The sequence below is a fragment of the Nocardia sp. NPDC019219 genome, assembly GCF_040632645.1.
GTDB lineage: Bacteria > Actinomycetota > Actinomycetes > Mycobacteriales > Mycobacteriaceae > Nocardia > Nocardia sputorum.
This window is the reverse complement of sequence record NZ_JBEYCG010000008.1, coordinates 224537-238100: the sequence shown is the minus strand read 5'-3', so window position 1 is coordinate 238100 and position 13564 is coordinate 224537. Positions and strand designations below refer to the sequence as shown.

Annotated in this window: 11 protein-coding genes; 4 read left to right on the top strand and 7 right to left on the bottom strand. The window is 69.0% G+C overall.

Annotation, left to right across the window (positions count from 1 at the left end):
• Positions 1-107: 107 nt before the first annotated feature.
• Positions 108-1265 (top strand): VWA domain-containing protein, encoded by a 1158-nt coding sequence (locus ABZ552_RS17625; protein ID WP_357438272.1) that lies wholly within the window; start codon positions 108-110, stop codon positions 1263-1265.
• Between the two features lie 389 nt (positions 1266-1654).
• Here the strand turns inward: ABZ552_RS17625 and ABZ552_RS17620 are convergent, their stop codons facing one another.
• The 6 genes from ABZ552_RS17620 to ABZ552_RS17595 all read right to left on the bottom strand — a co-directional run bounded on the left by ABZ552_RS17620 (position 1655) and on the right by ABZ552_RS17595 (position 8917).
• A complete protein-coding gene (locus ABZ552_RS17620; RefSeq protein ID WP_357438269.1) occupies positions 1655-2473 on the bottom strand; it encodes a phosphatase PAP2 family protein in 819 nt (272 codons plus the stop codon).
• Between the two features lie 557 nt (positions 2474-3030).
• Complete coding sequence (locus tag ABZ552_RS17615; RefSeq protein ID WP_357438266.1) at positions 3031-5559, bottom strand: FtsX-like permease family protein; 2529 nt, start codon at positions 5557-5559, stop codon at positions 3031-3033.
• A gap of 34 nt (positions 5560-5593) precedes the next feature.
• Positions 5594-6370 (bottom strand): ABC transporter ATP-binding protein, encoded by a 777-nt coding sequence (locus tag ABZ552_RS17610; protein WP_357438263.1) that lies wholly within the window; start codon positions 6368-6370, stop codon positions 5594-5596.
• Positions 6371-6609: 239 nt separating this feature from the next.
• Entirely contained in the window at positions 6610-7536 is a 927-nt protein-coding gene (locus ABZ552_RS17605) for a hydroxymethylglutaryl-CoA lyase (RefSeq protein WP_357438261.1), read from the bottom strand.
• The gene (locus ABZ552_RS17600; protein ID WP_195085818.1) at positions 7533-7700 is read right to left on the bottom strand and encodes a hypothetical protein; all 168 of its coding nucleotides are present in this window, start codon (positions 7698-7700) and stop codon (positions 7533-7535) included. Before ABZ552_RS17600 ends, ABZ552_RS17605 begins: the two co-directional genes overlap by 4 nt.
• Positions 7697-8917: a CaiB/BaiF CoA-transferase family protein gene (locus ABZ552_RS17595; protein ID WP_357438258.1), complete on the bottom strand. Its 1221-nt coding sequence runs from the start codon at positions 8915-8917 to the stop codon at positions 7697-7699. The genes ABZ552_RS17600 and ABZ552_RS17595 overlap by 4 nt, the downstream gene beginning before the upstream one ends.
• A 336-nt stretch (positions 8918-9253) precedes the next feature.
• On the opposite strand from ABZ552_RS17595, the gene ABZ552_RS17590 reads away from it, so the two are divergent.
• On the top strand, positions 9254-10183 hold the full coding sequence (locus tag ABZ552_RS17590; protein WP_357438255.1) for a TauD/TfdA family dioxygenase: 930 nt from the start codon (positions 9254-9256) through the stop codon (positions 10181-10183).
• Positions 10184-10480: 297 nt separating this feature from the next.
• Here ABZ552_RS17590 and ABZ552_RS17585 read toward each other — a convergent pair whose 3' ends face one another.
• Positions 10481-11251, bottom strand: a complete 771-nt coding sequence (locus ABZ552_RS17585; protein WP_159847215.1) for a deoxyribonuclease IV — start codon at positions 11249-11251, stop codon at positions 10481-10483.
• Between the two features lie 123 nt (positions 11252-11374).
• Between ABZ552_RS17585 and ABZ552_RS17580 the strand changes: the two genes are divergently transcribed.
• Positions 11375-11620 (top strand): hypothetical protein, encoded by a 246-nt coding sequence (locus tag ABZ552_RS17580; protein WP_357438252.1) that lies wholly within the window; start codon positions 11375-11377, stop codon positions 11618-11620.
• Positions 11621-11746: 126 nt separating this feature from the next.
• Positions 11747-13564, top strand: coding sequence for a serine/threonine-protein kinase (locus tag ABZ552_RS17575; RefSeq protein WP_357438249.1), 1818 nt, complete (start codon positions 11747-11749; stop codon positions 13562-13564).

Below are 13564 nucleotides of genomic sequence, written 5' to 3'. Positions count from 1 at the left end.
GCGTCCACCCGTGACGTCCGCGCATGCCGGAAAGGACACAGCATGAGCGGTCAGGCCTGGAGGCGGCAACGCAGCGAGGTTCCCGCTCTAACCTGGAAGGACCCGGCATGACCGACGAAGCGCAGTCCCGGCGTTGGCGCTTGGTGCTCGGCGCGGCCGCGGAGGAAGGATTGGGCGGGCTTGGCTCCGGTCCGGACGCGGCCATGGACCGGGCGCTGTCGGCGCTGTACAACACCGATGACGAGACCTCCCCCGGCAAGCGCACCGGCGGTTTGCAGGGTTCGGCGCCGCGCGTGGCCCGCTGGCTCGGCGATATTCGCAGCTACTTCCCTGCCTCCGTCGTCGAGGTCATGCAGCGTGACGCCGTGGAGCGACTCGATCTCACCCAGCTTCTGCTGGAGCCGGAACTGCTCGAGGCGGTGGAGCCGGACGTGCACCTGGTCGGTACCCTGCTGAGCCTGAACCGGGTGATGCCCGAGACCACCAAGGCCACCGCCCGCATGGTGGTGGAGAAGGTGGTGCGGGAGATCGAGCAGCGCATCGCGGCACAGACCGTCGCCGCCGTCTCCGGCGCGCTGAACCGCGCTGCCCGCGTCTCCCGGCCGAAATTGCGGGATATCGACTGGGACCGCACCATTCGCAAGAACCTCGCCACCTACCTGCCCGAGCATCGCACTGTGGTGCCCGAACGCCTGGTCGGCTACGGCCGCAAGGCGCAGGCGGTGCGGCGCGACGTGGTGCTGGCCATCGACCAGTCCGGTTCGATGGCCGCCAGCGTCGTGTACGCGTCGGTGTTCGGCGCGGTGCTCGCCTCAATGCGGTCGCTGCGCACCTCGCTGGTGGTCTTCGACACCGAAATCGTCGACCTCACCGACAAACTCGACGACCCGGTGGACGTGCTGTTCGGCACGCAACTCGGCGGCGGCACCGACATCAACCGGGCCCTCGCCTACTGCCGGTCGTTGGTCACCCGCCCGGCCGACACGCTGTTCGTCCTGATCTCCGACCTGTACGAGGGAGGCATTCGCGACGAGATGCTGCGCCGCGTGCGCTCGATGCAGGAGTCCGGCGTGCAGGTCGTCGTATTGCTCGCCCTCTCCGACGACGGCGCGCCCGCCTTCGATCACGACAACGCCGCTGCTCTTGCCGCCCTGGGCATCCCGGCCTTCGCCTGCACGCCCGACAAGTTCCCGGAGCTGCTGGCCATCGCCCTCGATCGGGGTGATGTGCAGTCCTGGGCGCATACGAACGCCGCCCACCACTAGATCCCGCCTTGTCGGTTGGCGTTGTCGACTACCGGAGATCAGGACGGTCGGACCGCGGTGACCTGGGCTTACTCGTTCCAGCCCACCGCGGCCCCGTCGCGGCCACCGGTATCGGCATTCGGCGGCCGGACCATGCCGGCGCTCATGCGGGAGACACTCGCCGCAAGCAAGAGCGGCGCGGAAGCCGCGGCCGGAACGGGTCAGCCGGGGTAACCGCCGGGGAATCCTCCCAAAAGAGAGAACACCTGGATGGCAAGCGAAGACAGCAGATCCATGATGGTCATCGGTTCCATGGCAACTCCTTGTCCGGACGGGCGAACAGGATGACTCCGCGATCGTACGCGCGACGGAGCGCTCTTCCGGTCAGCGCCGCCGCGCGTGGCGGACCGCTAGGAGCTGGTCAGCATAGGTTTCGGTGGAACGGGACCCATCACGCCCCACGCCGTCGCCGCCGCGGGCACCACGACGGGATGCAGCACGGCGGACAGCGCCAGCAATACGACCGCGACGATGACGTCCAGCCAGTAGTGGTTGGCGGTGCCGACCACCACGAGCGTGGTCAGCGCCGGATGAGCCAGGGCGAGCCAGCGCCACGGCGTGCGGGTCGCGGCGACCACCGCCACACCGAGCAGCAGCGCCCAGCCGACGTGCAGCGACGGCATGGCCGCGAACTGATTGGACAGCCCGCCGGAATCCGCCGCGCCGTAGACGGATTGGCCGTATCGCGCGGCCAGATCGACGAAGCCGCGATCGGTCAGCATGCGCGGAGGCGCGAGGGGGACCAGGATGTGCACCGCGAGCGCGCCCGCGGTCAGCGCCACCATGAGATTCCTGGTCCAGCGATAGTGCTCCGGCCGGAACATCCACAGCCACAGCAGCACTCCCACGGCCACAGTGAAATGCGCACTGGCGTAATAGAAGTTGGCCGGAACGGCGAGGAACTCGCGGTGCAGGAACAATGCCTGAACCGTCCGCTCGTCCGGCAGGCCGAGCCGTTCCTCGAAGCCGAGCAGGCCGTGCGCGTTGCCCATGGCGCGCCCGGTGTCGTCGGCGGTGATCAGCCGCCCGGCGCGATAGCCGAGATAGAGCACCGTGATCAGAAGGAGCTGGGTCACCGCTTCGCCGCCGCGACCGCGCACCGCCGACCGCATTCGTTCGACGACTCCGCCCGGCGCGAACTCCAGTTCGCCGAAGTCCACAGCGACCATCGCGCGGCCTCCTTCCCCGTCGAATCAGGCCGTTTACCGGAAATTAAGTGGAGTGGTAACCTCCGTTTGAGTTAACACTACGAACCGGACAACTTCAGCAGGATGTGACGGGATAGACACCGCCACGATGACGATCGAATTCGCTTGTGTCGCAAGTGAATTCGCGATTCCTTCGGTCCGCACCATGCGAGGCGGCAGGCACCGGCAGCGGCGGTCTTCCGCCATTCGGTGCGCGCACGGCGCCCGCGCCGAGAGTCACCCAGGGGTACCAGCGGTCGCATACGAATCGGCGACGACTCCGTCGGCGGGTCCAATGAACGGGACACTTTTCGCTGTCAGCCCGCAGACGACGCGGCGATACCGTCGGTGTCCGGCGCGGCCGATCTTCGGCAAGAAGATCACCAACTTCTACGCCGTGCGCAACCCCGACAAACTTGTCACCGTGGCGGTTCCGCGGCGGATCAGCCGATAGCGGGAGCCGACAACGTTCCGTCGTATCCACGACCGCACTGATCCGTCACCCGTGCGGCGCACCGCGCAGGTGCGCCGCACGGACGTCAGAGATCCGCGATGGCCGCCAGCGGCGGTGTGCGCGCCGCCCGCACCGCGGGCCAGAGCGCGGCGAGCACCCCGACAACCGCCGAGCTGACCAGGACCAGGACCAACTGGCTCCACGGGACGGCGATCTGGTCGAGCCCGAAATCGCGCAGGGTCCGCAGGAAGCCGACGCCGAGCCCCAGCCCGAGCGCCATGCCGACGACCGCGCCGAACACCGCGATCAACATCGACTCCAGATAGATGGTCCGGCGCACCTGGGGGCGCTGCATGCCGACCGCGCGCAGCATGCCGATCTCCCGCCTGCGCTCCACCACCGACAGCGCGAGGGTGTTGACGATGCCGAGGATCGCGATCACCACCGCCAAGGCGAGCAGGCCGTACAGGATGGCCAGCAGGGTGTTGATCTGCTTACCCTGTGCTCCCTTGAACTCCTCGCGGTCCTGCACCTGCACCACGACGAACTGCTCGGTGGCCTTCTCCAGGTCGGCGCGCATCTGGGTGGGATTCGCGCCCGATCGTGCCTTGATCAGGACCAGGAAGTTGGTCCGGAAATTGAGCGGGACGACCTCGTCGTAGACCGTCTGCGACACCACCATCGGACCGAGCAGCGGGTTCTTCTTGTACACGCCGGTCACGGTGAGCGGAACCTTTTTACCGTCGACGCTGGTCGGGGTCACCTGATCGCCGACCTTCCATCCGCGATCAGTGGCCTCGTCCTCCGACACGAGTACGTCCCTGGCGCCGAGGGTGTCGCCGCCGCGCACGATCTCGTAGTTCAGCACGCCGGCCAGCGGACCGTCCGGCGACGTGGCGAACACCTGCTCGTCGCCGAGTTTGAACCCGGCGCCTCGCATCCCCACCGCCTGCTCCACTCCCGGCACCTCGGTGCGCGCGGCATCGGCCGCGCCGAACGGCACGCCGAGCAACTGCGGTCCCGCCAGCACGTAGTCGGCCCGCACCCCCTTGTCGACCAGCACACCGACGCTCTCCTTCGCCGAAGCGCCCAGCATGCCGATGGCCGAGACGAGCATCAGTCCCAGGGTGAGCGCGAAGGCCGTCGCGGCGGTGCGGCGCGGATTGCGCGCCGCGTTGTTGCGCGCCATGCGGCCGATCGGCCCGAACGGGCGCACCAGCACGCCGAGCCCACCGACCAGCGGCCGCGACAGCGCGGGCGCGGCGAGCAGCACCGCGAAGACCAGCCCGAGCGCGCCGACGCCGACCGTGGCGGCCGCCGTACCGCCGGTGCGCTGCGCCCCCAGCACGACGAAACCCGCGCCGAGCACGGCGAGCACCACACCGAAGACCGTGCGCAGGCGCAGCGACTCCCCGGTGGACGCGAACTCCTCGCGCATGGCCTGCACGGGCGGAATGCGCGAGGCGCGGCGCGCGGGCGCGTAGGCGCTGACCATCGTCACCGCGAGACCGACCAGCAGCCCCACCACGATGGTCCGCGGCCGCACCGCCATCGATCCGGTCGGCAACCCGAGGTCGAACGCGTTGAGCACCGCCGACAATCCGAACGCCAGACCGACGCCGCCCGCGAGACCGACGGCGCTGCCGATCAACCCGATGACGAACGCCTCCGCCACCACCGACGTGCCGACCTGCCGCCTGCTCGCGCCGACCGCGCGCAGCAGCGCCAGCTCCCGCAGGCGTTGCGCGACGATCATCGAGAAGGTGTTGTAGATGATGAACGTGCCGACGATCAGCGCGATCGCGCCGAAAGCGAGCAGAAAGTAGTTGATGAAGTTGAGCGCGTCGGACACTTCCTTCTTCAGGTCCGCACGCACCTGATCGCCGTTCTGCACCTTGTAGCCCGGCAGTTCTCGGGCCAGGTTGTCGCGCAGTTCGTCGCCGGGGATGCCGTCGGCCGCCAGGTCCACATACGCGACGTGCAGGCCGTCGGTGAACAGCTTGCGCGCCTGCGTGTCGTCGAACAGCACCCCGATCAAACCGCCCGTGTCAGAGGGTATTTCGTAGATGCCGGTGAGGGTCACATCGATGGGATCCGGCTGGGATGGGATGAGGATCTTCGTCCGGTCTCCGACCTTCAGTGCGGCGCGCTCGGCCCCGCCGGTGTTGAGCGCGATCTCACCCGGCCGGGCGGGCGGGACGCCCTGCAGGAATTTCTCCGGCTCCGCGACGGCCTTCTCCGGCGGCAGGTAGGACTTGCCGAACGTCGGCGCACCGCCGGTCTGGACGGCCTTCTTGCCCGCCGGATCGAGCAGCACCACCGGGCCGTTCACGCTCGGCGCGACCGTGCGGACGCCCGGATACTTCACCAGCTCGTCCACCACATTGTTCGGAACACCTTGCGCCTGGCGCTCCTTCGGGCTCACCCGGACGTCGACGCCCTTCGCCTCGTTGGCGAAGATCCCGTCGAACGTGCTCTGCAACGTGTCGGTGAAGACGAACGAACCCGCGATGAACGCGGTGCCGAGCACCACCGACAAGAGGGTCAACGCGAGCCGCACTTTGTGCGCGGCGAGATTGCGCAGCGCGACTTTGCGCATCGGACTTCCGGCCATCACGCCCGCCCCCGATTCTCCCGCGAGCGCCCGATCACGCCTGCTCCAACGCTTTCATCCGGTCGAGCACCGTGTCGGCGGTCGGATCGCGCATCTCGTCGACGATGCGTCCGTCGGCGAGGAACACCACCCGGTCGGCGAACCCGGCCGCGTGCGGTTCGTGGGTGACGATGACGACCGTCTGCCCGAATTCGTCCACCGCGGCGCGCAGGATCGACAGCACCTCCTCCGAGGCGCGGGAGTCCAGGTTGCCGGTCGGCTCGTCACCGAAGATGATCTCCGGCTTGCCCGCCAGCGCCCGGGCGCAGGCCACCCGCTGCTGCTGACCGCCGGACAGCTCGCTGGGACGGTGCGTGAGCCGATCGGTCAGCCCGAGCCGCTTCAGCACCGTGTCCAGCCACTCCTCGTCTGGTTTGCGTCCCGCGATGTCCAGCGGCAACGTGATGTTCTCCAGCGCCGTCAGCGTCGGCACCAGGTTGAACGCCTGGAAGACGAAGCCGATCCGGTCCCGGCGCAGGCGCGTCATCTGCTTGTCGGACAGCGTGGTCAGGGCGGTGTCGCCGATGCGGACGGTGCCCGAGCTGGCGCTGTCCAGCCCGGCCAGGCAGTGCATGAGGGTCGATTTGCCCGACCCGGACGGACCCATGATCGCGGTGAACTCGCCCTTCGCGAACTCGGCCGACACCCCGTCCAATGCCCTGACCTGGGTATCACCCGATCCGTAGACCTTGGTCAGTTCGATAGCGTGGGCCGCGACATCGGTGGATGCCGCCAGGTCGGCGGTGTCGGCGCCCAAGGCTTGCGAAGTCATGCCGTCCAGTCTTACCGGCATCTCCCCCGCACGCCATCAGGGAACACCCTGTGTTGGATTTGCATGCTCGGTCTCGCTTCGCTCGAAACCAGTGGTCGAGGTGAGCTGAGCGCGTCGGGTTGGAGCCTTCCGGAACTGGCTCGCAGTTCGGACGCACCAGCACTGCTCCGATGTGAGCCGGGCAGACGGCAGTGTGCGCCGTTCGGCACAAGCCCGGTACCCGGCCGGTTCGGGAGCGACTATGCCTGCGGCTGACTTACCACCCACGCGAAAGCCGATGCCTTGGATCTGGCTCCTTCGAGGGTGCGGGAGCGGTTGGGTTCGCCGAGTTCGGCCAGTAGTTCTTCCGAGAGGTCGACCAGCGCGGCCAGGGTGGCAGGGGTGAACCAGTCCGGCCTGGTGGCGAAGAGAATGTCCTCGGAAGCGGTGTTTCCGCTGGCACCCGGCGCGAAGGGGCAGCCGCCGAGCCCGCCGAGCGCGCCGTCGACCATATCCGCGCCCGCCGCGACCGCGGCGAGGGTGTTGGCCACGCCCATGCCCCAGGTGTCGTGACCGTGGAAGACGACCCGTCGCGCGGGCGTCCGGTCGCGCACCGCGGCGACCAGCGCGGCGACCTCGCCGGGATGGGCCTGGCCGAGCGTGTCGGCCAGGACTATGTCGTCCGCGCCCTCGGTGCGCGGGTCGCGGGCGATGGCCAGTACCCGCTCCGGGTCGACCGGGCCGTCGAACGGACAGGTGAATGCCGTCGCCAAGCAGAGCTGAATGGACCCGTCCACCTCGCTGGCCAGGCGCACCGCGTCCGGCATGGCGGCGACGCTGGCCTCGGTGTCACGTCCGATGTTCGCCCGATTGTGCGCGTCGGAGACCGAGAAGCAGTACTGGAAATTGCGCACTCCCGCCGCGGCGGCCTTCTCCACATGGCGCGGCGTCGCCACCCAGACCCAGCAGCGGCTCAGTTCCTCGGGCGTCAACGCGGCGACCAGTTCCATGGTGTTCGCCATCGGCGCGACCAGGTCCGGGCGCGCCATCGAGCCGATCTCCAGCGCGGGCACGCCGAGTGCGAGCAGGCGGCGCACGATGTCCACCTTGCGCTGCACGGGCAGCAGCTTGCCGGTCAGCTGCAGTCCGTCGCGCAAGGTGACGTCGCGCAGCACCGGCGCGGTCATCGCTGCTCCCGCGCCCGGTGGTGCCCGCACATCACGCCGCCCCAGGGCTTCTCGCCCGCTCCGGTGGGATTCGGCTGGACGGCGGGCCTGCTGGTACCCGGCGAACGCAGTTCCCGGGTCCCGCGCCCCTTCGGACGCCTGCGGTCGTGCGGTCGCGTGCTCATCGCGCCTCCAACGCATCGATCTCGGCCTCGCTCATGCCGAGCAGATCGGACAGAACTTCCCGGGTGTGCTCACCCAGGTCGGGGCCGACCGTACGGATGGGAAGGGACTGATCGCCGATCACCGGGACGATGCCGGGAAAGCCGACCACCTTCGGCTCCGGCGCGCCGACGTCCACGGCGAACGGCTGGATCATGTTGCGTGCCCGGTACTGCTCGTCGGCCACGATGTCGGCCGCGGTGTAGATCGGGCCGCACGGGATGGCGGCGGTATCCAGCAGTTTCAGCGCCTCGGCGCGGGTGTGCCGGATCGTCCACTCGCCGATCGCCGCGTCCAGCCGCTCCCGGTGGCGCCAGCGGCCCGCGTTGTCCTGGAGTTCCGGGTCCGCGGCCAGGTCGGGCCGCTCGATGACCGCCATGTAGCGCTGGAAGATGGCGTCGCCGTTGCCGCCGATGATGATGCTGGTCCCGTCCGCGCACGGGTAGGCGTTGCTCGGCGCGATGCCCTCCATCCGGCCGCCGACGCGTTCGCGCTGGATGCCGTAGGCGAGATAGTCCGGCACCAGCGACTCCATCACCGAGAGGATGGCTTCGTTGAGCGCCACGTCGATCACTCTCTCCCGCAGCGGGACAGGCGCGTCCCGCTCGGTGCTGCGCTCGCGCTGGAACAGCGCCATCACGGTGCCGAACGCGGCGTAGATGCCCGCGATGGAGTCGCCGATCGAGACGCCCGTGCGCACGGGGGGACGGTCCGGATCGCCCACTAGTTCGCGAAGGCCACCCACCGCCTCGGCCACCGCCGCGAACCCGGGACGTTCCGACATCGGCCCCGTCTGCCCGTAGGCGGAGATCCTGGTGATCACCAGATTCGGATTCGCCTCGTTCAGCACCTCCGGCCCCAGGCCCCACTTCTCCAGCATGCCGGGCCGGAAATTCTCCAGCAGCACGTCACAGCGCCGCACCAGATCGAGCACTATCCCGCGCCCCGTCTCGGTGCGCAGGTCCAGGGTGATCGACTTCTTGTTGCGGTTGATAGTCCGGTACAGCATCGAGGTGTCGCCGCCGTAGAGCCGCCAGTTGCGCAGCTCGTCGCCTGCCTTCGGGCGTTCCACTTTGATCACCTCGGCGCCGAAATCACCGAGGATGCGCCCGGCGGTCGGCGCGGCGATGTAATTGCCGAGTTCCAGGACGCGCACCCCGTCCAGCGGCCGAATACTCATGGCAACCAGTCTGGACCATGCCGTGCCGGTTTCCGCACCGCCCGCGGCGCCGCGTGTTCGCGGCCGTGGTGAGTTCGGGGGGCACACGCACCCTCCGCTTCGGTCGCCGCGCGGGGTCCAGGGCGGCGGGAGCTGGTCGCGGTGCACCCGCCGACGGTGGATCCGCTTCGGTCACCGGGCGAGGATCAGGGCCGCGGGAGCCGGTTCACGGTGCGCCGGGCGCTGCCGGTTCTTCCGCCCTGTTTGCGATCAGCCCGACGAAAACCCTGGTCAGCGATGTGGTTTCGGTGATGTGCTCGAGCGAGCACCAACCGATCTCGACAGCGAAGGTATCTCATGACGGTCGCACCCGTAACACCGACCACCGCCTCGGTGACCAAGCTCGGCGCCCGCATCGGCGCGCGGATCGACAACGTCCGGCTCGGCGGCGATCTGGATTCGGCGACCGTCGAGGTGATCCATCGCGCACTGCTGGAGCACAAGGTCGTCTTCTTCCGCGGGCAGGATCACCTGACCGAGGACGGGCAATACGAATTCGCCCAGCTGCTCGGCGCGCCGACCACCCCGCATCCGACGGTCACCTCGCACGGCGTGAAGAGCCTGGCGATCGATTCGGAACACGGCCGCGCCAACAGCTGGCACACCGACGTCACCTTCGTCGACCGCATCCCGAAGGCGTCCATCCTGCGCGCGGTTCACCTGCCGTCCTACGGCGGCGCCACCACCTGGGCCTCCACCGTCGCGGCCTACGAGTCGCTGCCGGAGCCGCTCAAGCGGCTGGCCGAGTCCTTGCGCGCCGTGCACACCAACGTCTACGACTACGCCCGCGTCGAGGAGACGCCGCGTCCGAACACGGCCGCCTACCGCGCCGAGTTCGAATCCACTTACTACGAGACCGAGCACCCCGTGGTGCGCGTGCACCCGGAGACCGGCGAACGCGCGTTGCTGCTCGGCCACTTCGTCAAGCACTTCGTCGGGCTGTCCAGCACCGAGTCGCACGCGCTGTTCCGGCTGTTCCAGGACCGGGTGACCCGTCTGGAGAACACCACCCGCTGGAATTGGGCCCCCGGTGACGTCGCGATCTGGGACAACCGCGCCACCCAGCACTACGCCATCGACGACTACGACGACCAGCCGCGCAAGCTGACCCGCATCACGCTGGCCGGCGACGTCCCGGTCGGCGTCGACGGCGCGACGAGCACCACCATCGCGGGCAACGCCGAGCACTACTCGATCATCGAGGACACCCAGCTGCTCGCGTCCTGAGCCGAGGACCCCGCATGGTTGCCGGACCCCGGCTGTTGAGGGGCCATGCGGTGTCTTCGGTCGGAGCTGAGGTCAGCTCCGCTGTCGCGACGGAACCGACCAGCCGAATCGGCCCGTCGTGCGCCCGAAGCGCGGCGCGTCGCCGGGAAACACCCGTGGTCGCCGGCTGGCTTCCGACGCGCTGGTCCGATCGCCGAAAGCGCCCGTTTCGATCAAGACCAGTCCGTCGGACGCCGTCTCGACCGGATGGCAGTGGTTCCCGGCATGCCGCGCGGCGATCGAACCGAGCGCCGCACCTCAAGCACAGTGCTCGCGCAAGTACGCCAGATCCTCCGCGAGGCCGTCCCCCGGAGTTTCCAGGACAACCGGCGCGCCCGCCGTCCGGCACACCTCGGCGAGCAGTTGCGGGTCGATGGTGCCGTCGGCGAAGTTGGCGTGCCGGTCGGCGCCGGAGTTGAACTCGTCGCGGGAGGAGTTCAGGTGCACCAGGTCGATGCGCCCGGTGATCGCCTTGATCCGGTCCACGACGCCGACGAGTTCTTCGCCGCCCGCCCAGGCGTGGCAGGTGTCCAGGCAGAAACCCGCGCCGTAGTCGCCGACCGCGTCCCACAGCCGGGCGATGGCGTCGAAGTGCCTGGCCATGGCGTGATTGCCGCCGGCGGTGTTCTCGATCAGGATCGGCACCGCGAAACCGCCCTTGTCCTGCTGCCGCTCGAACAGTTTGCGCCAGTTGTCGATTCCGGTCTCCAGCTCGGCGTCGGATCGCACATGCCCGCCGTGCACCACCAGGCCGAACGCACCGAGGTCGGCGGCCGCCCGCGCTTGCTGGGCCACCGCGTTGCGCGAGGGCATGCGCAGCCGGTTGTTCAGGCTCGCGACGTTGATCTGATAAGAGGAGTGCACCACGACATCGATCGGGCTGGCAAGGATCTCCTCGGTCCGCGGGTGCGGGGTGGGTTTGTCCCAGCTCTGCGGATCGACCACGAACATCTGGATGACGTCGGCGCCGAGTTTCTCCCCGAAGCCGATCGGGTCACTGTCGAGCCGGACGTGTGCTCCAATGCGCATGCGGGCCACAGTACTGGCAGCTACCGACGGCAATCGAGGTTGCGCCGCGACTGTTGCATCCCGATGGTTCGCAGAGATACATGGATAGTGTCCGCGCGCTCGACTCGACAAGGGGGTGTAACGGTGTCGCAGACCGGCGATGTGTTCGCGGGCTATCGCGTCAAGCGCGACCTCGGCCGAGGCGGGATGGGGACCGTGTCCCTGGCCAGGCGCCGCCCCGTGCACCCCGGCCTGATCGAGTTGCCGAACTTGTCCATGCGCCCGGGATCCGGGGTGCGGCCGCACCAGCAACCTCCGGACCCCCGGCCCCCGCCGGGCGGTCCGGGTCCCGTCGATCGCCCGCGCGTCACCACGCTCGACGAGCGATAAGGCGAGGCGCGACTACTGCTATGGTTTCGATGTTTTCCGTGGTCGGACCCTGCTCCGGCCACGCATTCTTTTGCTGTACGCCTGTTCGCCGGTGGGTCCCGGCGGGCGGCGGGAAGTGGAGCAGTCATGCTGGCCAGCGGTGATGTTTTCGCCGGCTATGTCATCGAGCGGCAACTCGGCCGCGGTGGCATGGGCTCGGTCTATCTGGCGAAACATCCGCGGCTGCCGCGGATGACCGCGCTGAAGCTGCTGAATCGGGAGATGTTCTTCGACAAGGAGGTGCGTGCGCGGTTCGAACGGGAGGCGGATCTGGTCGCCCAGCTCGATCACCCGAACATCGTCACGGTCTACGACCGCGGGCTCGAGGACGAGCAGCTGTGGATCTCGATGCAGTACGTCGACGGCATCGACGCCGCGTCGGTGGAACCGAAGTCGCTGCCCCCCGAACGCGCCGTGCAGATCATCAAGGAGACCGCCGACGCGCTGGACTACGCGCACGGCAACGGGGTGCTGCACCGGGACGTGAAGCCCGCCAACATCCTGCTGGCCCGCTCCACCGCCGGTCGCGGCGAGCGGGTGTACCTCACCGACTTCGGCATCGCGCGGCTGCGCGACGACACCGGTCATCTCACCCAGACCGGCACGTTCACGGCGACGCTCGCCTACGCCTCGCCCGAACAGCTCACCGGCGCTTCGCTCGACCACCGTTCCGACCAGTATTCGCTGGCCTGCTCGCTGTTCTGGTTGTTCACCGGCACCGGACCGTTCTCCGCGACCAATCCCGCCGCGGTCATCCAGGGGCATCTGCAGGGCGCGCCGCCCGCGCTGAGCAGCGTCCGGCCCGGACTGCCTTTCGCGCTGGACGGCGTTCTGGCCAGGGCGATGGCCAAGCGGCCCGACGACCGATACGGCAGCTGCGCGGAATTCGCCGCGGCCGCCAAGCAGGCGCTGACCGGTTCGAGTGTGCCGTCGATGCCGGTGGTGGGCGGCCCACGCCCGGTCACCGGGCCACCGCACCCGACCGCCGGACCACGTCCGACGACCGGGCCGCAGGTGCCGACCACCGGCTCGCCGTATCCGGCGGCGCAGGGCCACTTTGTCAGCGGTCCCGGACACCAGATGCACACCCCGCAGACCAGCGGACCGAACCCGCTCGCCGCCTCGGCGTCGCCCGCGACTCCACCGCCGGCGCCGGTGGCCAACTCGCGACCGCAGACCGGCCCCGCGCCGCAGCCGACGGCCGCCAATCCTTACCCCCAGCAGCAGTTCTCCGGCTTCGCCGCGCCGCCCGCGCCGCCGCACGGCGCGCACGCCCATCCTTCGGCCGTGCCGCCGCCCAAGAAGAACACCGGGCTGATCGTCGGCCTGGCGGTGGGCGTGGTCGTGCTGATCCTGGTGGTGCTCGGCATCATCGGCGCGGTCTCCGATTCGGGCTCGAACAACGGCGGCACCACGACCACATCGGCGGTGAAGCCGAACCTCGTCGACGCGACGCCGGAGTCGATCAGCGCGGAGTTCCCGCGGATGGTGCCCGCTTCCCAGACCGAGGAGATCGGCTACAACGGCGCCGAGTGCTGGCTGGCCTCGCCGAGTTCGCCGCCCTCGCCGTCCAAGGGCGACCCGGACTTCGGCGACTGGGCCGCGCAGTGGCGCTGCTTCAAGGGCGGCAACAACGAGGACCCGTACTACCGCATCTACGTCTACAAGACTCCGGCCGACGTCCAGGCGGTGCTGAAGACCCTGCCCTCGTCGGCCACCAAGTCCACCGACACCAACGGCGGGAAGACCTACACCAATTACAAATACGTCGACGAGGGCGCCAAGATGGTGACCGCGTTCACCGGCGACCCGGATCGAACCCAGTACCTGATGTACACCGACGGCTTCGCCCACACCACCATCGACGAGGCGCTGCGCTGGTGGCGCTCGGCGCCGCTGAACTGA

Coding starts and splice junctions, on each gene's coding strand:
- ABZ552_RS17585 (WP_159847215.1), bottom strand. CDS start 11,251: ATGCGCATTGGAGCACACGTCCGGCTCGACAGTGACCCGATCGGCTTC.
- ABZ552_RS17615 (WP_357438266.1), bottom strand. CDS start 5,559: ATGGCCGGAAGTCCGATGCGCAAAGTCGCGCTGCGCAATCTCGCCGCG.
- ABZ552_RS17595 (WP_357438258.1), bottom strand. CDS start 8,917: ATGAGTATTCGGCCGCTGGACGGGGTGCGCGTCCTGGAACTCGGCAAT.
- ABZ552_RS17600 (WP_195085818.1), bottom strand. CDS start 7,700: ATGAGCACGCGACCGCACGACCGCAGGCGTCCGAAGGGGCGCGGGACC.
- ABZ552_RS17625 (WP_357438272.1), top strand. CDS start 108: ATGACCGACGAAGCGCAGTCCCGGCGTTGGCGCTTGGTGCTCGGCGCG.
- ABZ552_RS17605 (WP_357438261.1), bottom strand. CDS start 7,536: ATGACCGCGCCGGTGCTGCGCGACGTCACCTTGCGCGACGGACTGCAG.
- ABZ552_RS17575 (WP_357438249.1), top strand. CDS start 11,747: ATGCTGGCCAGCGGTGATGTTTTCGCCGGCTATGTCATCGAGCGGCAA.
- ABZ552_RS17610 (WP_357438263.1), bottom strand. CDS start 6,370: ATGACTTCGCAAGCCTTGGGCGCCGACACCGCCGACCTGGCGGCATCC.
- ABZ552_RS17620 (WP_357438269.1), bottom strand. CDS start 2,473: ATGGTCGCTGTGGACTTCGGCGAACTGGAGTTCGCGCCGGGCGGAGTC.
- ABZ552_RS17590 (WP_357438255.1), top strand. CDS start 9,254: ATGACGGTCGCACCCGTAACACCGACCACCGCCTCGGTGACCAAGCTC.